The 20,448-nt window shown below is 65.3% G+C and carries 20 protein-coding genes and 1 pseudogene; 12 read left to right on the plus strand and 9 right to left on the minus strand.

Going from position 1 to position 20,448, the window contains the following annotated elements; genetic code table 11:
* The first annotated feature begins 47 nt into the window (after positions 1 to 47).
* From AC1DBN_RS16030 to AC1DBN_RS16045, 4 genes are all read left to right on the plus strand, one after another.
* A complete protein-coding gene (locus AC1DBN_RS16030) occupies positions 48 to 464 on the plus strand; it encodes an acyl-CoA thioesterase (RefSeq protein WP_091718554.1) in 417 nt (138 codons plus the stop codon).
* Positions 465 to 528: 64 nt separating this feature from the next.
* Complete coding sequence (locus AC1DBN_RS16035) at positions 529 to 786, plus strand: hypothetical protein (protein ID WP_056084017.1); 258 nt, start codon at positions 529 to 531, stop codon at positions 784 to 786.
* A gap of 108 nt (positions 787 to 894) precedes the next feature.
* Positions 895 to 3,126 (plus strand): McrB family protein, encoded by a 2,232-nt coding sequence (locus AC1DBN_RS16040; protein ID WP_091718555.1) that lies wholly within the window; start codon positions 895 to 897, stop codon positions 3,124 to 3,126.
* 73 nt (positions 3,127 to 3,199) lie between these two features.
* Complete coding sequence (locus AC1DBN_RS16045; RefSeq protein ID WP_477723630.1) at positions 3,200 to 4,399, plus strand: 5-methylcytosine restriction system specificity protein McrC; 1,200 nt, start codon at positions 3,200 to 3,202, stop codon at positions 4,397 to 4,399.
* Here the strand turns inward: AC1DBN_RS16045 and AC1DBN_RS16050 are convergent.
* The gene (locus tag AC1DBN_RS16050; RefSeq protein WP_477723618.1) at positions 4,396 to 6,051 is read right to left on the minus strand and encodes a sensor histidine kinase; all 1,656 of its coding nucleotides are present in this window, start codon (positions 6,049 to 6,051) and stop codon (positions 4,396 to 4,398) included. The genes AC1DBN_RS16045 and AC1DBN_RS16050 overlap by 4 nt on opposite strands.
* A 94-nt stretch (positions 6,052 to 6,145) precedes the next feature.
* On the opposite strand from AC1DBN_RS16050, the gene AC1DBN_RS16055 reads away from it, so the two are divergent.
* The gene (locus AC1DBN_RS16055) at positions 6,146 to 6,910 is read left to right on the plus strand and encodes a response regulator transcription factor (protein WP_477723619.1); all 765 of its coding nucleotides are present in this window, start codon (positions 6,146 to 6,148) and stop codon (positions 6,908 to 6,910) included.
* On the opposite strand, the gene AC1DBN_RS16060 is transcribed toward AC1DBN_RS16055, so the two are convergent.
* Together AC1DBN_RS16060 and AC1DBN_RS16065 are read right to left on the minus strand one after the other, a co-directional pair.
* Positions 6,883 to 7,293, minus strand: coding sequence for an Hpt domain-containing protein (locus AC1DBN_RS16060; protein ID WP_477723620.1), 411 nt, complete (start codon positions 7,291 to 7,293; stop codon positions 6,883 to 6,885). The two genes, AC1DBN_RS16055 and AC1DBN_RS16060, sit on opposite strands and share 28 nt — an antisense overlap.
* Positions 7,290 to 7,544: a hypothetical protein gene (locus tag AC1DBN_RS16065; protein ID WP_172829873.1), complete on the minus strand. Its 255-nt coding sequence runs from the start codon at positions 7,542 to 7,544 to the stop codon at positions 7,290 to 7,292. The genes AC1DBN_RS16060 and AC1DBN_RS16065 overlap by 4 nt, the downstream gene beginning before the upstream one ends.
* Between AC1DBN_RS16065 and AC1DBN_RS16070 the strand changes: the two genes are divergently transcribed.
* Positions 7,516 to 8,742, plus strand: coding sequence for a glycosyl hydrolase (locus AC1DBN_RS16070; RefSeq protein WP_314215376.1), 1,227 nt, complete (start codon positions 7,516 to 7,518; stop codon positions 8,740 to 8,742). The two genes, AC1DBN_RS16065 and AC1DBN_RS16070, sit on opposite strands and share 29 nt — an antisense overlap.
* Positions 8,743 to 8,860: 118 nt before the next feature.
* On the opposite strand, the gene AC1DBN_RS16075 is transcribed toward AC1DBN_RS16070, so the two are convergent.
* The 4 genes from AC1DBN_RS16075 to bioB are packed head-to-tail and all read right to left on the minus strand — an operon-like array spanning position 8,861 to position 11,125.
* A complete protein-coding gene (locus AC1DBN_RS16075) occupies positions 8,861 to 9,295 on the minus strand; it encodes a very short patch repair endonuclease (protein ID WP_477723621.1) in 435 nt (144 codons plus the stop codon).
* Positions 9,296 to 9,314: 19 nt separating this feature from the next.
* A complete protein-coding gene (locus AC1DBN_RS16080) occupies positions 9,315 to 9,749 on the minus strand; it encodes a pyridoxamine 5'-phosphate oxidase family protein (RefSeq protein WP_091718567.1) in 435 nt (144 codons plus the stop codon).
* 54 nt (positions 9,750 to 9,803) lie between these two features.
* A complete protein-coding gene (bsaP, locus tag AC1DBN_RS16085; RefSeq protein ID WP_477723622.1) occupies positions 9,804 to 10,115 on the minus strand; it encodes a biotin synthase auxiliary protein BsaP in 312 nt (103 codons plus the stop codon).
* Positions 10,112 to 11,125 carry a biotin synthase BioB gene (gene bioB / locus AC1DBN_RS16090; RefSeq protein WP_477723623.1) on the minus strand — a complete coding sequence of 338 codons (1,014 nt, stop codon included), beginning with the start codon at positions 11,123 to 11,125 and terminating at the stop codon, positions 10,112 to 10,114. Before bioB ends, bsaP begins: the two co-directional genes overlap by 4 nt.
* 215 nt (positions 11,126 to 11,340) lie before the next feature.
* On the opposite strand from bioB, the gene AC1DBN_RS16095 reads away from it, so the two are divergent.
* From AC1DBN_RS16095 to AC1DBN_RS16110, 4 genes are all read left to right on the plus strand, one after another.
* Positions 11,341 to 13,068, plus strand: a complete 1,728-nt coding sequence (locus AC1DBN_RS16095) for a purine-cytosine permease family protein (protein ID WP_477723624.1) — start codon at positions 11,341 to 11,343, stop codon at positions 13,066 to 13,068.
* A gap of 298 nt (positions 13,069 to 13,366) precedes the next feature.
* Positions 13,367 to 13,948, plus strand: a complete 582-nt coding sequence (locus tag AC1DBN_RS16100; RefSeq protein ID WP_477723631.1) for a DUF6318 family protein — start codon at positions 13,367 to 13,369, stop codon at positions 13,946 to 13,948.
* Between the two features lie 17 nt (positions 13,949 to 13,965).
* Positions 13,966 to 14,871 (plus strand): hypothetical protein, encoded by a 906-nt coding sequence (locus AC1DBN_RS16105; protein ID WP_477723625.1) that lies wholly within the window; start codon positions 13,966 to 13,968, stop codon positions 14,869 to 14,871.
* A 144-nt stretch (positions 14,872 to 15,015) separates the two neighbouring features.
* Entirely contained in the window at positions 15,016 to 16,095 is a 1,080-nt protein-coding gene (locus tag AC1DBN_RS16110) for an alkene reductase (protein WP_477723626.1), read from the plus strand.
* Between the two features lie 237 nt (positions 16,096 to 16,332).
* Here the strand turns inward: AC1DBN_RS16110 and AC1DBN_RS16115 are convergent, their stop codons facing one another.
* A complete protein-coding gene (locus tag AC1DBN_RS16115; RefSeq protein ID WP_477723627.1) occupies positions 16,333 to 16,650 on the minus strand; it encodes a hypothetical protein in 318 nt (105 codons plus the stop codon).
* A gap of 166 nt (positions 16,651 to 16,816) precedes the next feature.
* Here AC1DBN_RS16115 and AC1DBN_RS16120 point away from each other — a divergent pair, with 166 nt between their 5' ends.
* Both AC1DBN_RS16120 and AC1DBN_RS16125 read left to right on the plus strand, forming a co-directional pair.
* The gene (locus tag AC1DBN_RS16120) at positions 16,817 to 19,306 is read left to right on the plus strand and encodes a Tex family protein (RefSeq protein ID WP_477723628.1); all 2,490 of its coding nucleotides are present in this window, start codon (positions 16,817 to 16,819) and stop codon (positions 19,304 to 19,306) included.
* Positions 19,307 to 19,399: 93 nt separating this feature from the next.
* A complete protein-coding gene (locus AC1DBN_RS16125) occupies positions 19,400 to 19,750 on the plus strand; it encodes a hypothetical protein (protein ID WP_477723629.1) in 351 nt (116 codons plus the stop codon).
* A gap of 515 nt (positions 19,751 to 20,265) precedes the next feature.
* On the opposite strand, the pseudogene AC1DBN_RS16130 reads toward AC1DBN_RS16125, so the two are convergent.
* Positions 20,266 to 20,448 (minus strand): annotated as a pseudogene (locus AC1DBN_RS16130) (hypothetical protein); the annotation flags it as partial.

The following is a 20,448-nucleotide window of genomic DNA, read 5'->3' on the forward strand; positions in this document are numbered from 1 at the left end:
GCGGGCACGACGGGAACGGCGGCCAGCGGATCGAGGTCCCCGTTCCCATGCGCTGGGGCGACATGGACGCCTACGGACACATCAACAACGTGCAGATCGTCCGCATGCTTGAGGAAGCCAGGATCGGTGCCTTCGGACCGCCCCGGGGAGCGGGCCTGCCCGGCGTTGAGCCGCAGGTCTCGCTGTTCAACGATGTCCCGGACGGCATCATGGCGCTGGTGGTGGACCACAAGATCCGCTACGTCAGAACCCTGGAATACCGCAACGTCCCGGCCGTGGTGCAGGTGTGGATCGGTGCCGTGAAGGGCGCCAGCTTCGACATCCATTACCTGGTCCAGGATCCCGTCACAGGGGAGGATTGCGTCAGGGCGAGCAGCCACCTTGCTTTCGTGGACGAGGCCACCGGCCGGGTGCAGCGGCTCACGCCGGAACAGAAGGAACGCCTGGCGCCGTACAGGCACTAAGCCTCTGGACAGGACCCCACGGGGCACACTGGACTGGAACCACACCACACCGAAAGGAAGCCAGATGGGCAAGAACAAGACCCGAGTCGCCAGGAAGAAGAAGACCTGGAAGGAGATGTCGCCGTCCTCCAAGGCCGGCACCATCATCGTGGCCATCGTCCAGCTCTCGCTGCTGGTTGCGGCGCAGCGGGACATCTCGAAGCGGCCGGCGGCACTCATTAACGGGCCTAAGGGCGCCTGGCGTGCGGCATCCTTCATCAACTTCGTCGGACCCATGGGGTACTTCATCTTCGGGCGGAAGCGGTCCGCTCCGCGCACGTAAATTTCCGGGCTAACGGCCAGGAGCCGTCCGGCGGAAACCGGACGGCTCCCACCGGGCGGCCAAGCGGCTTTGAGCAGGCGTCCAGTTAGACCCTGTAAATTTGAATCCATGACCCCCGCCACCATTGCTGCCATGACCCGCGCCCTCGGCATCTCCAAGGAGATCGAGGACGCGGCATGGTTTGTTTTGAGCCCGGGGCTGCAGGGCAAACCATCGGCCCTGGACGGGCGGACACTGACCTGGACCTCCGAGGCCGCCGCGGAACTGCTGGACCGCCTGGAACGGGGCACGCCGGATCCCAAAGCGCCCATGATGACCAACCTCCGGCAGAACCTCGACGGCGCCTCCCGCGAAGCCAAGCAGCTGGCCGCCGAGCTTTTGTTCCTGCAGTCCCTGCCGCTGGCGCATGAAGTGAAGTCGCTCAAGGTCAAGCGGGCCCGCGTGGCCGAGGCCGCCTCCTGGCTCGAACCGCCACTGGAACTGCCTGAAGAGCTCTACCAGGGCATGACGGACCACGGCGTGATCCGGGACCGAACGGCCGAGTTCAACTGGACCATCTGGGACCACCTCCGGTGGCTGTGCCGGTTCGTGCAGCATGTGGACCAGCAACCGCCCACCACCATCACCGCGGCACTGCTTGACCCGCTGAAGTTCCACGCCCTGGCAGCCGGCACCCCGGCGGACCAGCCTGCCATCCGCCGCAGCATCGAGTTCCTGGCGTGGCCCAGCTACTTTGAACCCGTGGTGGCGGACGTGGAGCGGCAGGAAATCCGCGACGCCTTCGCCTCGCTGGTGGGTGGCGCCAAGGGGGATTCCGAAGAAGACATCACCGCCGACATCCACCGGATCCGCCTGCACCTTGATGAGCAGGCCGGCCAGCGCATCGACTGGTACGCCCGCCAGCTGGTGAGCCAGTGGCGCAAGGTGGGCGACCCCGGCCGCCGCGCATGGCTGCTCCGGACCCACCACGACAACGCTGAGTTGCTCACCGCCTGGCAGGGCGAGGAAAAGGTGACGCTCGACGTCGAACACCTCCGCCTCCTGGAGCCCGGCGTCACCGCCGGGCTGGTCCAGCATGCCGTGGACGAGGACTACAAGCACCTTGGCTACGTGGAGCGCGAGGACACCAAGACCGCCGTCTTTGCCTTCCTCACCGTCATGAAACCCGGCGACCTGGTCCTGTACCAGCACGCCGGCACGGTCCGGCTGGGCGGCGTGCTGGGCGAACCCGAGTACAACGATGACAACCGCCGGCTGCGACGGAAGGTGCGCTGGTTCGACGAAGGCCACGCCACCGCCAGCCTGCCCCGGCACGTCCAGCGGCAGCTGGCCACCCCCGGCATCGTGGTGGACGCAACCCGCGTGGTGCAGGCGCTCCAGGCACTCCTGCCGGCCGAAGCCGAGACCGAGCCCGACGGCGAAACGGAAGCCGCCGCCGTCGTGGAACCTGTCCAGGAGGGCTTCCGGCCGCTGACGCCGGAGTTCGCGGAGTCCCTGCACATGGACCTCGAGCCCCTGCAGGAGATCGCGGACCTGCTGGAGGAGAACCGCCAGCTGGTCCTGTACGGCCCGCCTGGCACCGGCAAGACCTACCTGGCCAAGCACCTGGCAGCGGAGTTGGCGGACGACACCACTGACGAACGCGTCAAGCTGGTCCAGTTCCACCCCTCCTACGCCTACGAGGACTTCTTCGAGGGGTACCGGCCGGACAAGACGGACGAAGGCCAGGTCTCCTTCAAGCTTGTTGCCGGCCCGCTGCGCCGCCTCGCCGAGGAAGCCGCCAAGCCCGGCAACGAGAAGAAGCCGTACTTCCTGATCATCGACGAGATGAACCGCGCCAACCTGGCCAAGGTCTTCGGCGAGCTGTACTTCCTGCTCGAATACCGAGACGACCGGATCTACCTGCAGTACAGCCCCAACGAGCCGTTCACGCTGCCGGACAACCTGTACATCATCGGCACCATGAACACTGCGGACCGGTCCATCGCCATGATGGATGCCGCCATCCGCCGGCGCTTCTCGTTCATCGAGCTGCATCCGCAAACCGAACCGGTTAAGGGTTCGCTGCTCCGCTTCCTGGAGGCCCGCGGGCTGGACACCACGCCGGCGCTGCTGCTGGACGTTCTCAACGGCGCCATCGACGAATGGGACCGGGACCTGATGATCGGCCCGTCCTACTTCATGAAGCCCGCGGCGCAGACACCGGCCGGGCTGCGGCGGATCTGGAAGTACGAACTCATGCCGCTGCTGGAGGAGCATTATCACGGCCAGCTGACCCGCGCGCAGCTGGAGGAACGGTTCGGGCTGGAGCAACTGCTGGGACGCCTTGCGCTCCGCTGACCCCGCCAGGGCCTTCACTCCGGACGGCAACGCCGGCGCGCGCGGCCCGGGAGGCGCCGCGCGGCACCTGGTGCTGGACGAGCTGTCCCGCGGGATCGTGGAGCGGCTGGATCCTGCCAGTGCTTCGTTCCTGAATTCGAGCGGGTTGGCCAAGGCCTCGCCCATGGGGATGGGGCTGTACCGGATTGAGCCGGTGGGCAAAGTGGGATCGGTGCGCACTGCCTCGGTCCAGCTGGACGTCAGGCCCAAGGACCGGCTGGGCCTTGGCCGGCTGCTGTTCCTCCTGAGTTACGCGGGGGAGCAGGGCTTCCGGCCGGACTCGGTGGCTGCCTTCGAGGAGCGGGAGCTGTGGAGTGCGCTGGCCGAGTCCCTGGCGCAGCTGGCCGAACGGGCGCTGGGACGCGGCGTCCTGCAGGGCTACCTGGCCGTGGACGAATCCCTCCGCACGGTCAAGGGACGGATCCGCATCTCGGACCAGATTTCCCGCCGGCCGGGCATGCTGGTGCCGCTGGAAGTCTCCTACGACGAATTCACCGAGGACATTGCCGAGAACCGGATCCTACGGGCGGCCCTGGAACGCATGGGCCAGGTGCCGCGGGTCCGGCCCGAAGTACTGAGCCGGCTGCGGCTGCTCAAAGGAAAGCTCGACGGCGTCACCCGGCTCCCGTCCGGTGCGCCGCTGCCGTCGTGGAAGCCCAGCAGGATGAACCTCCGGTACCACGCGGTGCTGCGGCTGGCCGAGCTCATCCTCCGCAACGCCTCGGCTGAGGCAGGGCCGGGACGGCAGCAGACGGCCGCGTTCGTGGTGGACATGGCCCGGGTGTTCGAGGATTTCGTGGGCACCGCCCTGCGGGAGGCGATGGCCGCCTACCCCGGGGAACTGCGGCTCCGGTACAACGCGCTCCTGAGCGAAGCCGTACGGGACTCCGACCGCCTCACCGTGCAGCCGGACGCCGTGCACATGCTCGGTGGCCGTCCCGTGGTGGCCTACAACGCCAAGTACAAGGCCGCCACAGACTCCGGTGCTTCCCTCACCGCGGACCACTTCCAGATGCTGGCCCACTGCACGGCGCTGGCCGTGCCAACAGCGTGGCTGGTATACGCCGGATCCGGTGACATCAAGCTCCGCCGGATCCTGAACACGGATATCGACATCGTGGAGTTTCCTCTGGATCTCTCTCTGCCGCCCGCGGAGGTCCTGGCCGCCGTGCAGGACTTGGCCCGGCAGTCGTGGGGCGAAGTGGTCCGGCAGGCGCGTGCCGGCGAACCTTAGACCGGCACCCGGAACGTGAAGGTGGTGCCCTCGCCCAGGGTGCTGTCCACGCTGATGGTCCCGCCGTGGGCTTCGACGATCGCCTTGCTGATGGGCAGCCCCAGCCCCACACCCGGGATGGCCGTCCGGCGGACGTTGCTGGTGCGGAAGAACTTGGCGAATACCTCGGAGGCGTCCTCGGGGGTCATCCCCATGCCGGTGTCCGTAACGCGGCATTCGAGGTGGGCGTCTTCGCGGGCCAGACTGACCAGGACGTTGCCGCCGTCGGGGGAGTACTTGATGGCGTTGGACACCAGGTTGTCCAGGACCTGGGAAATCCTGGCCCCGTCCACGTGGGCCTCAAGCTGATCCGGGGTCTCGGCCGCCAGCTCCACGCCAGATGCCGTGGCCCTCGGCATGGCGGAGGACACGCTGGTCCGCACCAGCTCTGCCACATCCACGGTGTGCGGGGTGACGATGAGCTGCCCGTTCCGGCTGGAGAGCAGGTCCGATACCAGGGTCAGCAGCCGCTCGGAGTTCCGGCGGATGATTTCGAGCATCTCCTGCTGTGATTCCTCCGGTTCGTCAGCCAGCAGGATTTCCACGTACCCGAGGATGGACGTCAGCGGCGTCCGGAACTCATGGGAGACGCTGGAGACGAAGTCGTCCTTCGCAGCCAGCGCGTTCACCAGGTCCGTGACGTCACTGAACGCAATGACCGAGCCGGTGAACTTCCCGTCGCTGTCCCTCATGGCCCGGGCGGTGGTGACGAACGCGCGCTGGTCCCTGCCGTCGCCCAGCCACACGAGGTAGTCAGTGAAGGTTTCGCCCAGCACGGCGCGGCGGACGGGGCGGTCCGGCACAGGTATGAGGGTTTTCCTGTCCGGACCGAACACCAGCAGCTGGGACTCGTTGGGGTCCGGGTTGTCCTTGGGGCTGGCCAGCAGGTGGTTGGCCCGCTGCTTCCTGTTCATCAGGACATCGTGACCGTCCGCGTCGACTGCCAAGACACCAAGGTGCACTGTATCCAGGACGGTGTTCAGCAGGGACTCCTGCCGCTGGCTGGTGCGGAGGTTGGCCTGGAGCTGGGCGTCCTTCTCCTCCAGCTCGCGTTGCTGGCGCATCATGCTGAGCGTGAGGACGCTGACCGAGATCCCGATGCCGAGCATCATCACCGGCAGCAGCAGGGACCGGGTGAGGTCCTGGGCCGTGACGTTCCCCTTCAGGAGCAGCGGAACCCAGATGATGGCCAGCGGTGCCAGGAAGGACAACCAAAGGGCGGCCTTGGGATAGTACCCGGAGGCGCACAGCCAGATGACCGGGAAGACAGCCAGCAGGCTGATGCCGGTGAGGCTGTCCTGCCCGCCCTCCCGGCCCACCGCGATGGAGATGAAGTCCAGCAGGGGGATGACCAGGAAGCTCGTGAAGGGCAGCCGCTCCCACGGGATGACGTAGCAGAGACCCATCAGCACGAGCTGCGAGACGACGAACGCAGCGAAGAGCGGATTGCCCATTGTTCCGGGGAAGAAGGCCCACACCAGGAACATCGTCAACAGCGTGGTGATGAACAGCGGCATCTGGCTCATGGCCACGCGGTCCCGCAGGCTGTACTCGTGGAACTGGCGCCGGAAAAAGCGCAGCCCTCCCGACGACCATGCCACCGGGTTAGCCATTGACCTGGGACATTCGGGCGGGCGCGTGCGAGACCATACCAGCAGGATATCCGCAGCCAGCTATACTTCTGACGTTGGCTGCTGAGGGGGCGCTATGAGTGATGCACGTGTGGGACTTGTCATCGAGGATGACCACGACATCCGGGAATTGGTTCGCACGGTGCTGACCCAAGCCGGATTTGATGTAACAGTAGCCAGCAGTGGCGCAGAAGGTGTCCTGGTGGCCAAGACCATCAGCCCCGATGTCATCACCCTGGATTTGGGCTTGCCGGACATCGACGGATTCGAGGTTTCCCGGCAGATCCGCGAATTTTCCGATGCCTATATCGTGATGCTCACGGCCCGCACGGAAGAGCTGGACACCCTTATTGGGCTTGAGTCCGGCGCCGACGACTACCTCACCAAGCCTTTCCGGCCGCGCGAACTCCGTGCCCGGGTGGCGGCCATGATGCGGCGCCCGCGTTCCGCCTCCGAGCCGGCAGACACCCCCACCGAGATCCCGGCAGAGGCGGGCGGCCACCCGGAGCGGGGCAACTACAGCCACAACGGACTCGAGCTCAGCTACGCCTCCCGGACCGTGCTGGTGGACGGCACGGAAATGAACCTGACCCGCACGGAATTCGAACTCCTGCACGCGCTGCTGGAAGCCGGGCGGACTGTCCGGACCAAGTCGGACCTGGTGCGCCGGCTGCGGGACGAAGATTACGACGTCGGGAGTTACATCAGCGAGGCGGACGAACGGTCCGTCGAGGTCCATATGGGCAACCTGCGCAAGAAGCTGGGCGACTCGCCGCAGCAGCCGCGCTGGCTGCAGACCGTCCGCGGCGTCGGTTACAGGCTGGCGCCCATCGCGCACTGAGCCTTCAGGCGGTGTGTGGTCTGGCGGCTGCATTGGGTGATGTTCCGCAGGAAAGCGGCGGCCAGGTGGGGAAGTACGACGGCGGCGTCTGCCGCGCGTGCCCCGCTGCGGATTTCGCTTTCCAGATTCGTTGCCAGTCCCGCCAGCCGTTCCGCGCCCACCATCTGGCTGGAGGTCTTCAGGCTCAGGACAGCGTCCACGGAGCCCTCCAGGTCTCCGGTGGTCAGGGCCAACCGGAGCTTGCTGAGCCGCACGGGCAGGCACTCGATGAAGTTCCCCACGAACACCTTGCTGTAGCCCCCGTCTTCTCCGAGTTCGTCCCGGAGACGGTCCAGCACTGACTGGTCCACCAGCGGCAGGGGGGCGTCATCCGAGGGGCTCACGGGGTTCCTTTCAGCTGACGTTTTTCAGTCCGGCAGCGAATCATCGGAGTGGGGCGGGCGTGCAGTTTCAGGTTAGGACCGGCGCCCGGGGGCGGCACCGTTTCGGGGAAGAATTGTGGGTTTCTTGATGACACTGCGGCTTCCGCACCCAATACTTGAGCCAGTGCTTTCCGCACTGAAACCTTGCGGCCGTGGCCGCCCGTCAGCTGGGGATGGGTTGTGTTGGCAAAATCGTTAAAGAGGTTAGTCATTGCTGCGTTCGTGGGAGCCGGCCTGGTTCTTGCGGCTGTTCAACCGGCCGCGGCAGCCGCCGCTCCGGCAGCACAAATTGCGTTGAGTCCGGCGTCCGGGCCGGCGGGGTCCGCCGTGACTGTGGCCGGGACCGGGTTCAAAGCCGCCACCACCGGAACGGTGATCATCGGGTCGGCCACGTTCGCTTTCAAGACCAGTTCCACGGGTGCCTTCAGCGCGGGGGTGAGCATTCCGTCCGGGTCCACCGGCAACGTCACCGTGACTGCCAAAACCTCGTCCGTGAAGGCGTCCGCCCACTTCGCCGTTCAGGCAGCCGCCACTCCGCCACCACCGGCCAGCAACGCACTCCTCCGGTTCGGCGCTGCGACAGCCGGGGGACCGCTCGCATCGGCGGAACTCGATGAAGTGGCAACCCTCGCGGGGGAGAACCCCACCATGGTGCTTTCCTACAAGGACTTCCTCCAGGCGCCGCCGCTGGCCGAGCTGGACGCCGTCCAGGCACGGGGTGCCACGCCATTGGTCACGTGGGAGCCGTGGGCTTGGGGCGGCGGAGTGGATCAGCCCGCCTATGCCCTGGACCGGATCGCTGCCGGCGACTTCGACGCCAGGATCCTCCAGTGGGGCCAGGCGCTCACGTCCTGGGGCAAACCCGTGATGCTGCGCTTCGCCCATGAAATGAACGGCAACTGGTACCCCTGGGCGGAGGGCGTGAACGGGAACCAGGCAGGCGACTATGTTGCGGCCTGGCGCCACGTCCACGACGTCATGGCGTCCACCGGTGCAGGCAACGTCCAGTGGGTGTGGTCCCCCAACGTTCCCTACTGGGGTTCCACTGACCTTGCCGGGCTCTATCCGGGTGCGGGCTACGTGGACATTGTTGCCCTGGACGGCTACAACTGGGGCACCTCCCAGTCGTGGAGCAGCTGGGTGGCGCCGCAGGACCTGTTTGGCCCCGGCATTTCCCAGTTGCGCGGACTCGCGGCGGGCAAACCCATCCTGATTGCCGAGGTGGCGTCCAGCGAGCTGGGCGGTTCCAAGGCTTCCTGGAATACTGCGCTGGTGTCCTACCTTTCCGCGCAGCCGGACGTGATGGGCTTCGTCTGGTTCCACCTCCAGAAGGAAACCGACTGGCGCATCAACAGCAGTGATGCCTCTGCAGCCGCTTTCAAATCCGCCTTGGCGGCCCGGAGGACTTAGCGGCAAAGAGGGGATGTGGCAGCTCCGGCATGTGGCGGGGATGTGCTCCCGGTCGGGGCACTTCCCCATCCTCCCGGGCAGGTCTCAAGAAGGCCGTGCCCAAAGCATTAAGATTCACTCAAGTCCGCTGCCGGGTTTCAAGGAACCGCACCAGATGTGACTCGAGCGCGGCGCCGTCTTTGAGTTCGCACTCCCAGAGGGTGAGGACCTCCCAGCCGGCGTCCTCGAGTTTGCGGCGCTGCGCGGCGTCGCGTTCCCTGGTGCGGGTGCGCTTATCGGCCCAGAAGCCCGCATTGGCTTTGGGTGCGTGCTGGCCTACCCGGCAGTCGTGGAAGTGCCAGAAGCAGCCGTTGACGAAGATGACTTTGTGGCGGCCGGCGAACACGAGGTCCGGGTTGCCTGGCAGCTTTCCCCCGCCTGCGGCGCCATGGAGCCGGTAACGGTAGCCCTTGGCGTGCAGGAGCCGGCGCACCAAGAGCTCGGGCTTGGTGTTCTTGCCCCGGATGCGGGACATGTTCCAGCTGCGTTGCTCGGGAGTGAGCCTGTCCGCCATGCTTCCAGTCTAGGAGCGCCTAGATTTCCCGCTCCGGCTGCTCTCCGAAGTTGAAGTGCCGCCCGCTGACGGAGCTGGGCTCGATCTCCACGTAGAAGTCCTTGAGCGTGGGAACCCAGGTCTTCAGGCCCAGTGCCTCCACCGTTTCCAGCTCCGCCGAGTTGCTCAGCACGCGTGCACTGCCGCGGAGGACCACGGACCACGCCTGGTCCGAGAGGATGCCGTCCGTCTCGAAGAGCACCTTGGAGTTGATGGTCAGCTGTGCCAGCTTGTTGCCCGGGGCGGTCCTCAGGTAGACCTTCCGGTCCGCCGTGACGTAGTTGACCGGGAAAATGTCCGGTTCGCCCGCAACGGAAACCACCAGCCTCCCGTGCTTGGTTCCCTCCAGGAGTTCCCAGGACTGCTCGTCGGTGAGTTCGAGAATGGGTTGCCCATCTGCGTGTTCAAACATCATGCAGCCATTCTTCTACTGCTTGTAGAAAAGCGCTAGGGGGTGGTGGCCGTTTTTTCACGGTGTGGTGTCAGGACAGGTAATGACGCCATGCCGAGAGCACGCAGCCCACCAGCCCAGCGGTGTGACCTGCACTTTCAGGCGGCGCGCGCACTGGCCGCAGAACCGCGGCGGTTCCAGGTGCAGCCTTGACGCGCATCGCAGATGGGCGGACGACGGCGGCGTGGTCCCGCCGTCGTCCGTGCCCTTTCTGCGCTGGTCACCGGCGCCGCGGCCACCCTCGCGAGCGTTCTCTTCGCGTGGCTCACCGCAGTGACCGCAGTACAGGGCCGCAGCATCGGGGGACGCTCCGGCCGGGATCAGGCTCACAGGGTCTTCTGCAGTTCCCTGATGGGCATGTTAAGGTCCACCAGGAGGTTGAGGTCGGCGGTGGCGGGGCGGCCCAGGGTGGTGAGGTAGTTGCCCACGATGACGGCGTTGATACCGCCCAGGAGCCCTTCGCGGGTGCCCAGATCGCCAAGCGTGAGCTCGCGTCCGCCGGCGTAGCGCAGGACCGTTCGGGGCATGGCGAGGCGGAAGGCGGCGATGGCCCGGAGGGCGTCCTTGCCGCCCATGACGCCTTGGTTTTCCAGGGGAGTTCCCGGCCGGGGGTTGAGGAAGTTCAGCGGCACTTCGTGCGGGTCCAGTGCAGCAAGCTGGGCGGCGAGTTCCGCCCGCTGGTGGACTGACTCGCCCATTCCCAGGAGCGCGCCGCAGCACAGTTCCATGCCGGCAGCCTTCACCATGGCGCAGGTCTCGAGGCGTTCCTCATACGTGTGCGTGGTGACCACCTCCGGGAAGAAGCTGCGGGCGGTTTCGAGGTTGTGGTTGTAGCGGTGGACGCCCCAGCCGGCGAGCTGGTCCACCTGCCGTTGGGTGAGCATGCCCAGGGAACACGCGACGTTGATGTCCACTTCCTCGTTGATCCGGTCAATGGCGAACTTGACCTGGTTCATGAGTTTGATGTCCGGGCCGCGCACGGCGGCCACAATGCAAAACTCCGTGGCACCGGTGGCAGCAGTTTCCTTGGCGGCTTTGACCAGCTCCGGGATGTCCAGCCAGACGCCGCGGACGGGGCTGTCGAAGAGCCCGGATTGGCTGCAGAAGTGGCAGTCTTCCGGGCAGCCGCCGGTCTTGATGGAGACGATGCCTTCAACCTCCACGTCCTCGCCGCAATGCCGAAGCCGGACCTGGTGCGCCAGCTCCAAAGCCTGGGGGAGTGCTTCGTCCGGGAGGGTGAGGACCTCCACCAGCTGCTCTTCGGTGAGCCCGGTACCCCGCTCCAGGACCTGGGCGCGGGCTGTCTCGAGGATGGGCCAGTTGTGGACGGTGGCAGTCATGGGTGGTCCTTTATCTCGCGGAACGTACCGTTCCGACGCTAGTTCCAGGGGTGCCGGCCGTTTTTGTGGGGTGGCAACAAGTAGCCTGCCCATCAATTGTTGACTGGAGCAGTCAAGGCTTTACACCGCGGAAACAGGAACGTGATGGGACTGTCTTTTCGGCTGGATAGCGTCTCTCGCAGACCTCGAACCCCGAACGAAAGCGACGCACGCCCATGAGCCACGACTCAGAATCCACGCAACTGCTGGAGCCTGCTGCACCACCCGGCGCCGGCGTCGTCGGCGGATCCCCGGCGACTCCGACCGCGGGAAACGCTGCAGCGCTGAACGCCACCAAGGAGAGCCTGGAGGACTATACGCTGCGGTTCGCCCCGCGCTCGTACCGCAAATGGAGCGCAGGCGTGGTGGCCACCAGCGCGTTGGGAGGCATCGCCTACCTGGCGGACTTCTCGATTGGCGCGAACATAGGGATTTCCTATGGCACGGTAAACGCGATCTTCGGCATCCTGGTGGCCGCGGTGATCATCTTCGCCACCGGCTTCCCGCTGGCCTACTACGCGGCACGCTACAACATCGACCTGGACCTGATCACCCGCGGCTCCGGCTTCGGCTACTACGGATCCGTGGTCACCAACGTCATCTTTGCCACGTTCACGTTCATCTTCTTCGCACTGGAGGGCTCCATCATGGCCCAGGGGCTGGAGCTGGGCCTGGGGATTCCGCAGTGGCTGGGGTACGCGGCGTCCACCGTCATCATCATCCCGCTGGTCATTTACGGGATGAACACCCTGGCCAAGCTGCAGGTGTGGACCACCCCGCTGTGGCTGCTCCTGATGGTTGTTCCCGTGGGGTACCTGCTGGTTTCGCACCCGGAGAGCATCGACAGCTTCTTTGCGTACACCGGTGAGTCCGGCGACGGCGGCCCGAACCTGGCCTCCGTGATGCTGGCGGCCGGCGTATGCCTGTCCCTCATGGCGCAGATCGCCGAGCAGATCGACTACCTCCGGTTCATGCCGCCGCGTACCGACGCCAACCGCGCGGCCTGGTGGCGGGCCGTCATTCTGGCTGGGCCGGGCTGGGTGATCTTCGGCGCCATTAAGCAGATCGTGGGCCTCTTCATCGCCATCTACCTCATCGCCACCCTGGACCCCGCCGCCTCGGCCACCGCCAACGAGCCCGTGCACCAGTTCCTGGGCGTGTACCAGGAGATGATGCCGGCATGGCTGGCGATGACCCTGGCCGTGGTGCTGGTGGTCATTTCGCAGATCAAAATCAACGTCACCAACGCGTACTCCGGATCGCTGGCGTGGACCAACAGCTTTACCCGCATCACCAAGACCTACCCGGGCCGGATGGTGTTCGTGGTGGTCAACCTGCTGATCGCCCTGGTCCTGATGGAAGCCAACATGTTCGACTTCCTCAACACCATCCTCGGCTTCTACGCCAACTGCGCCATGGCCTGGGTGGTCACGGTTGCCGCCGATATCGCCATCAACAAGTACCTGCTCAAGATCTCCCCGAAGGTGCCAGAGTTCCGCCGCGGCATGCTCTACGCCGTGAACCCGGTGGGGTTTGTGTCGATGCTGATGTCCGCGGGCGTTTCCATCGCTGTGTTCTTCGGTGCTTTTGGGTCTGGCATCCAGCCGTATTCGCCCATCTTCGCTGTCGGCCTGGCGCTGGTGCTGCCCCCGGTGCTCGCGGTCCTGACCCGCGGGAAGTACTACCTGCGCCGGACCGACGACGGCATTGACCTGCCCATGTTCGACGCCGACGGCAACCCCAGCGACGCGAAACTCACCTGCCACGTGACGGGGCTGGAGTTCGAACGTCCGGACATGGTGCGCTCGGCACAGGACGCGCCCGACGGCGGCCCGCAGTATGTTTCCTCGCTCGCCTTGTCCACGGACAAGACAGGGGAGTTGGTGCTTCCGGCGCAGAAGTAGCCGTCCCATAGATCTGTGGTTGGAGCTGTCAGCAGTTGGGGGGGAAGCCGGTGCCTGGGGGCACCGGCTTTTTCCATGTGACTTCCGCGCGGCCTGGCGGGGTGGTAGAACCGGAGTCGGATGCCTGTGGATAACTCTTATCGCGGAGATGTGACCTGGGCTACCCTTGAATCACTGTCCGGAACAAGCCGTCTTGAAACTACTGGGGGAATAGCGGCCCATGACCTCGCGCAACGTTCGTACGTCCTTTGGCCCTCGATCCGGTGCGGCTGTTCTTGTGGTTGCCGGAGCGCTTCTGATGGCTGGCTGCTCCGGGGGAGCGCCTGCGGATCCGGGCACTGGATCGGCAACGCCTTCCCAGTCAGCGTCTCCCAGCGTTTCGCCCACGCCTACCCCTACTCCCAGTGCCGTCTACAAGCCCGCCGACGCATCCGGGCCAGCCCAAAACGTCCCCGTCCCAGTGTTGCCGGAAGTGGCGAAGACGGAGACGAAGGAGGGCGCAGAAGCTTTTACGAAGTACTGGTTCGAGGTCTTGGACTATTCGTATCAGACAGGTGATGTCTCCAACCTGCAGAAGATAACTTCCCCGAACTGTGACTACTGTTCGAAGCTGACGGATTCTGTAACGACGAACTATCAAGGGGGACGCTGGCTTGCGGGTGGAAAATTCACTACGCCGGCCGTCTCGACAACGTTCGAGAAAGCGTCGGATGGCAACTTCCAAGTCATTTTGCAGGTGCTTCAAACTCCGGTCAGTTACTACGAGGCTGCCGGCAAAGAGTTCCGAAGTGCTAGCAAGGGTTCCAACACAGGGAACGTTCTCCTAGTAAATTTTGAAGGCGGAGCCTGGCACGCGAACGATCTGCATCCCATTCGCTGATGAGTAGAGTTCGGCGGTTGCCTTTCACAACTCTGCTGCTTTTTGTGATCCTCTCGATACTCGTGCCCGCATCACCAGGGGTCGCCGATGACGGGGTGGAAGCGGATTTTGGGGAAGTAGGTATCGACGTTGGCGGCTGGACTTTGGATCCCGGTACGGGGACCTTGGTCCCACCGGGGCAAAGCACCGTCGACTCTGATCCCAACGAGTACAAATATGAGCTCCAGTGCCACCTCGGCGGGGGAGATTTCGACACCCCGTGCCTGGCACGTCAGCTGGAATGCAAGAACGGCCCTGACGGTGAAGAGGGCATCCCTGTCATGTGGCTTTCCCGTCCCCGGGGCGTTCCCGGTGCTGTTTGGGCGCCACATTCCGGCCCGACCTGCCTTTACGACGCCAGGCCTGAGGACCTGCTGCCCCGCATCGCGGCGGACATTCAGCGGGAATTCCAAAACCTGCCAGTGAGCGCCGGATCTGTTACAGCCCAGCCGAGTCCCCACACACTCCGCGGGGCTGAAACCAACTTCTACGCGGAGTCCGTGGAGCAGCAGTTCGACATAACGATGTTCGGCCAGCAAGTCCACGTGGTCGCCACCCCGGTGCAATTCACGTGGAACTACGGCGACGGCACTGTTTTCGGCCCGCAACCCTCGAGGGGTGGCCCGCTGCCGCAGGACCGGTGGGGTGAGAAGACCCGGACCAGCCACGCGTACGGCGCTACCGGTGATTTCCAGGTAGTGCTGACCACGTCGTTCCAGGGAACGTACTCCGTCAATAACGGCCCGGCCCTGCCGATTCCCGGCCAAGGGCAGTTCAGCGCCCCGCCGCAGACCATCAGCGTCTGGCGGTCGCTCACCCGGAACTACGCAGACGACTGCAACACCAATGCACAAGGCCAAGGCTGCCCCGGTTCGGCCCGCTGACAGCAATGTCCAAGCACTGCCGAATTCGTCCCATTCCGCAGCGGCAGTGACAGCTGTCCTGTGATTCGCCTCGCATCCGGAATAGTTGCATGCGCTTCTTAGTTGGCAGAAAGAGTAAGCCTTCAGCCCCCGAAAGGAACGTGCATGCTGTTTTCCACCCTCACCCTCGGCGAACTTGAGCTCCCCAACCGTCTGGTCATGGCGCCACTGACGCGCGTCCGCTCCGGCGAGGCAGGTGTCCCGGGGCCGCTCGTCGTCGAGCATTATCGCCAGCGCGCTTCGCTCGGCCTGATCGTCAGCGAAGGAACCCACCCGAGCGCCGGGGCGCGCTCGTACGCCGGTCAGCCCGGGATCTTCAACCCCGAGCAGGTTGCAGGCTGGAAGAAGGTCACGGACGCTGTTCACGCCGAGGGCGGCCGCATGTTCGCCCAGATCATGCATGGCGGGCGCGTCTCGCACCAGGACATCACGGGCGGGGCGGAAATCGTAGCGCCCAGCGCCGTTGCCGTGGAAGGAACTGTCCACACGCCGGTCGGCAAACAGCCGTACCCGGTGCCACGTGCCCTGGATACTGACGAACTGCCCATGGTCATCCAGGAATTCGTCAACGCCTCCCTCAACGCCATTGAGGCCGGATTCGACGGCGTAGAGCTGCACTCCGCCAACGGCTACCTCCTGCACGAGTTCCTGGCCCCGAACTCCAACATCCGGACTGACAGCTACGGCGGTTCACCCGAAAACCGCGCCCGCTTCGTCATCGAAACCGTAAACGCCGTTGTGGCAGCAGTTGGCGCCAACCGAGTGGGAATCCGTATTTCGCCCGAGCACAACGTCCAAGGCATCGCCGAGACGGACGCGGCAGACGTGCGCGCCACCTATGAAGTGCTCGTGGACAGCATCGCACCGCTCAACCTCGCCTACCTCAGCGTCCTCCACCACGAGCCCACTGGCGAGCCGGTGCAGGACCTCCGCATCCGCTTCGGCGGACCCTTCCTGGTGAACACCGGCTTCGGCGTGGTGACCACGCGGGAAGAGGCAGTGAGCCTCGTGGCCGACGGCCATGCAGACGCAGTGGTAGTGGGCCGGCCCGCCATCGCCAACCCGGACCTTGCTCGGCGCTGGAAGGAAAGCCTGCCGCTCAACGAGCCGGACGCCAGCACGTTCTACAGCACAGGCGCAGAGGGCTACACGGACTACCCCGTGTACCAGGACAGCAACTCGTAGCAGCAAGAAGGCCACATGCGATGAGGGCGGCACCCATGATTGGGTGCCGCCCTCATCTGCTGCTGCACGGTGTGCTGTCCCGGCAGCGAAAACCGGAAGCCATCCGACGACCCCCGGCCTACTCGGATTTTTGGCCCGCCGGACCCCGTTGGAAGCCGGCGGTGATCAGATGCTACTCCAACGATTTGATTTTTACTAGGCCTCCTTCGGCCGCGAAACAAGCGCAGGTCCGGGGCTCTACAGGAACGCCTCGCGGCCCGTGCCTTCCTTCATTACGAGCCTGTCTTCATGGATGGAGACGAGCACGCTTTTAGGCTTTCCGCTCACCTTTGTAATCGCCTTCAGTCCGCGGTTGGTCACCTCGACGCCCACCTGGGAACCCTTCGCCGGCAGCTCCACCGAGACCTCAGAGGCGATCCCGAGGATGGGATTGGTGGATACAGCCACGTCACGCCACACCTGCTTGCCGTTGACCGTCAGGGTGATGTTGGCCTCCTCGAACCCTTCCTGAAACACAATCAGCAGTTCTTTCATGGCGGCCTCTTCCTCGAGCATTAATGGCCTAAGACGGCATATCAACTACAGCACTTCGCGGACGCGAGCGGAATACCCTTACCGCCTGCGTTGCCCGGCGAACTCGCCCTCCAGCGCGCCATCTGAGAAAGCGCGCCGGCGTCTGCTGCCGGTGGAGCCCAACTGGCCGGTAAGGCAAGATGTTCTGGTGACCCAACAGCCGCAAGCCCCTTCCAAGCCCGCAGCACAGCAGCCGGACGACGCCATCTACGCACGGATTGCCGAGGAGCTGGGCGTCAAACCCTGGCAGGTGAAAGCTGCTGTCGACCTGCTTGACGGCGGGTCAACGGTCCCGTTTATCGCGCGGTACCGCAAGGAAGCCACCGGAACTCTGGATGACGGCCAGCTCCGCGACTTGGAAGAGCGGCTGCGCTACCTCCGGGAGCTTGCCGACCGCCGCCGCGCGGTCCTGGAAGCCATCGAGGCCCAAGGCCAGCTGACACCGGAACTGAAGAAGGCCATCCTGGCAGCGGACACCAAGTCCAGGCTGGAGGATATTTACCTGCCCTTCAAGTCCAAGCGCCGCACGAAGGCACAGATAGCGCGCGAAGCAGGGCTCGAGCCGCTCGCCGACGCGCTCGTGAAGCGGCCCGAGCTCGATCCGGACCGCGAGGCCGCCAAGTACCTCAACCCCGAACACGCCATCGGCGACGCGGCCGGCGCCCTCGCCGGCGCCCGTGCCATCCTCGTGGAGCGCGTCGCCCAGGACCCCGATCTCGCGGCCACGCTCCGCGAGCGTCTCTGGACGCAGGGCCGCATGGTGTCACGCGTGAAAAAGGGCAAGGAGGCGGACGGCCAGAAATTCGCGGACTACTTCGACTTCACCCAGGCGCCCGCAGGAATGCCGTCCCATCGCGTGCTCGCCCTGCTGCGGGGGGAGAAAGACGGCGTCCTGGAACTCGACCTCGCCGAGGCGGATCCCGCGGACGACGACGCCCTGGCCGCCTCACGGGCACGATACGAGTCCGCGGTGGCAAGGTTCCTCGGGGTCGCCCACCGCGGCCGGCCCGCCGATGCGTGGCTGATGCAGACCGCCCAGGTTGCTTGGAAATCCCGGGTGCTGGCCAGGCTCACCGCAGACCTGCGGGGCAGGATGTTCGCGGCGGCCGAGGACGAGGCAGTGCGGGTGTTCGCCGCGAACCTCCGGGATGTCCTCCTGGCTGCGCCGGCGGGCAACCGCCCCACACTCGGCCTGGACCCGGGGCTGCGCACCGGCGTGAAGGTGGCGGTGGTGGATGGCACCGGCAAGGTCGTCGCCACGGACACCGTGTACCCCCATGCTCCGGCTAGGAAGTGGGATGAAGCGTTGGCGTCGCTGGTGAAACTGGCGCGGCAGCACGCCGTCGAACTCGTGGCCATCGGCAACGGAACCGCATCCAGGGAGACGGACAAGCTTGCCGCCGAGCTGATCAAGTTCCTTCCGGACGTGGACCGGAAGCCGCAGAAGCTGGTGGTTTCCGAAGCCGGAGCCTCCGTGTATTCGGCCTCGGCCCTCGCCGCCGCCGAGCTTCCCGGCATGGACGTTTCGTTGCGTGGCGCCGTGTCTATTGCCCGGCGTTTGCAGGACCCTCTCGCGGAACTCGTGAAGATCGACCCTAAGTCCATAGGTGTGGGCCAGTACCAGCACGACGTCACCGCATCAAAGCTTGACCGAAGCCTGGACGCGGTGGTGGAGGACTGCGTGAACGCCGTTGGCGTGGACGTCAACACCGCTTCACCTGCGCTCCTGAGTCGCGTGGCCGGCGTCGGGCCTCTGCTCAGCGAAAACATCGTGGCGTACCGAAACGAAAACGGCCCATTCGGCAAGCGTTCGGACCTCAAGAAAGTGCCGCGGCTGGGTGCCAAGGCCTTTGAGCAGTGCGCCGGGTTCCTGCGGATCACCGGGGGAGCGGAGCCTCTGGACGCCTCGAGCGTGCACCCGGAGTCCTACGCGGTAGCCCGGAAGATCCTGGTGGCGGCAGGCACGGCGCCGGCATCGTCGCTGGATCCGCGCGACTTTGTGGACGACGCCTTCGGCCTGCCCACCGTGACGGACATCCTTGCCGAACTCGACAAGCCGGGACGTGACCCGCGCCCGGCGTTCACCACTGCCGCGTTCTCCGAAGGTATTGAAAAGATTTCCGACCTGAAACCCGGCATGGTCCTCGAGGGTACCGTCACCAACGTGGCCGCCTTTGGGGCATTTGTGGATGTGGGCGTGCACCAGGACGGCCTGGTCCATGTATCCGCCCTGTCCAACCGCTTCGTGTCCGATCCCCGCGAAGTGGTGAAGTCCGGCCAGGTGGTCCGCGTCAAGGTGCTGGAAGCGGATCCAGACCGGAAGAGGATTTCCTTGACACTAAGGCTCGACGACGAACCGGGCCCGCGCGGACAGGCTCCCCGCGGTACGGGCGCCGGTGGGCAGCGCCCCACGGGTTCGTCTGCTGGAGGCGCCAAGGCAAAAGATTCCCGCAAGGGCGGTCCCGCTGCCGCGAAGCAAGGCGAACGGACTGCCGGCGGAGACCAGGGCGGCAGGAACGCGGGAGGTCGAAACCCGGGTGCAGCCGGAGGCTCCGGCGGCCGCGGTTCTGCTCCGCAGGCTGCACCCGCGAACACTGCCATGGCCGAGGCGCTGCGCAGGGCCGGGCTCGGGAAGTAGGGTGCGCCCCCTCCGGTGACGCGAGGCTGCCCTTGACCTGGCCGGTGGAGCGGTGGGCTTTCGGGTGGGGCAGCTTTCTGCAAGGGTGGGGCCATGACCTATTTCCTGGAGTACACGATCCCTGCCGCATCCAGCGACGCCGAGTTTGAGTTTCCCCACGATGAGATCAATCCCGGCACCACCATTCCGCTGGCCCAGACCGGCGCCGATGTGGTCCACTCCTCGGAACTACCAGCCCGCACCAGCATCGTGGGGGCTACGGTCCCCGAAGCTAAACTCGAGGCTGAACAACTGATCTCGCACAGCCGCGCCTCGGAGGCCGCCCTGTACTTTGATCCCTCTCAGTCGCTGGGGACTGGCGTTGGCACGCTCGTTGCCACCTTCACCGACAGCAATGGCTGGCAGGACACGTCGGCAGAGGATCCGCAAGGCCGCACCTTCTAAGTCGGGTCCTGCTGCTAATCCGGCACGGCCAGCATCTCCAACGGCCAGCGCGTCATTTAGGCGTCCTGGCCGTTTTTTGTTGCCGTCCTTGGCGGGCACAGTTGAGCTCGTGGCTACCGAAGGCCTATCAGTGACCAGGGATCATTCAGGTGCGGCGCAGTGTCTGTAAGCCGTCCGTCCAACTTTTCACATGGAGCCACGTCCGAATCTGCCGGGCCTGTGCCGAGACTTGCTCGGTTGTCATGACGTTCGAGGCTGCTGGTTACACGGATACTGGCTCGCGCCGCACAGCTGCGTGCTCATTGAAACCAGCGGGCAACAGGCCGAGGGCACAGCCGCGCTCGTGGCCGCCACAGGACTTTCTGTGACCACCGTTCATTCAGAGGAACTTGATCGCACGGTCGTGGTGGGGAGCGTCCACAAGTAGGGGCGCCCCCGGCGGTGCGGGTGCAACCGCGCGCCTGTAGCTGTCCCGTCAACGTGTTGCGGGCAACCCCAAATGTGTTGGGCGTGGGTCATGGCCAGGGGGTGTTGGTTGCGGTGGGCGCTGGTGGTGGTTTGAAGTAGTGGTTTTGTTGGGGTGTTTGGGTGGGGTCGATGTGGGGTGGGGGGATGAAGGTTGGGGTGCCGTTGGTGGTGGTGATGGTCCAGTTTTCTTTGTGGATGAGGTGGTGGTGATGGGTGCAGAGGAGTGTTCC

This window comes from Pseudarthrobacter sp. 10T415, assembly GCF_056394175.1.

Coding starts and splice junctions, on each gene's coding strand:
- AC1DBN_RS16030 (WP_091718554.1), top strand. CDS start 48: ATGCGCTGGGGCGACATGGACGCCTACGGACACATCAACAACGTGCAG.
- AC1DBN_RS16035 (WP_056084017.1), top strand. CDS start 529: ATGGGCAAGAACAAGACCCGAGTCGCCAGGAAGAAGAAGACCTGGAAG.
- AC1DBN_RS16040 (WP_091718555.1), top strand. CDS start 895: ATGACCCCCGCCACCATTGCTGCCATGACCCGCGCCCTCGGCATCTCC.
- AC1DBN_RS16050 (WP_477723618.1), bottom strand. CDS start 6,051: ATGGCTAACCCGGTGGCATGGTCGTCGGGAGGGCTGCGCTTTTTCCGG.
- AC1DBN_RS16055 (WP_477723619.1), top strand. CDS start 6,146: ATGAGTGATGCACGTGTGGGACTTGTCATCGAGGATGACCACGACATC.
- AC1DBN_RS16065 (WP_172829873.1), bottom strand. CDS start 7,544: ATGACTAACCTCTTTAACGATTTTGCCAACACAACCCATCCCCAGCTG.
- AC1DBN_RS16075 (WP_477723621.1), bottom strand. CDS start 9,295: ATGGCGGACAGGCTCACTCCCGAGCAACGCAGCTGGAACATGTCCCGC.
- AC1DBN_RS16080 (WP_091718567.1), bottom strand. CDS start 9,749: ATGATGTTTGAACACGCAGATGGGCAACCCATTCTCGAACTCACCGAC.
- bioB (WP_477723623.1), bottom strand. CDS start 11,125: ATGACTGCCACCGTCCACAACTGGCCCATCCTCGAGACAGCCCGCGCC.
- AC1DBN_RS16095 (WP_477723624.1), top strand. CDS start 11,341: ATGAGCCACGACTCAGAATCCACGCAACTGCTGGAGCCTGCTGCACCA.
- AC1DBN_RS16100 (WP_477723631.1), top strand. CDS start 13,367: ATGGCTGGCTGCTCCGGGGGAGCGCCTGCGGATCCGGGCACTGGATCG.
- AC1DBN_RS16110 (WP_477723626.1), top strand. CDS start 15,016: ATGCTGTTTTCCACCCTCACCCTCGGCGAACTTGAGCTCCCCAACCGT.
- AC1DBN_RS16115 (WP_477723627.1), bottom strand. CDS start 16,650: ATGCTCGAGGAAGAGGCCGCCATGAAAGAACTGCTGATTGTGTTTCAG.
- AC1DBN_RS16125 (WP_477723629.1), top strand. CDS start 19,400: ATGACCTATTTCCTGGAGTACACGATCCCTGCCGCATCCAGCGACGCC.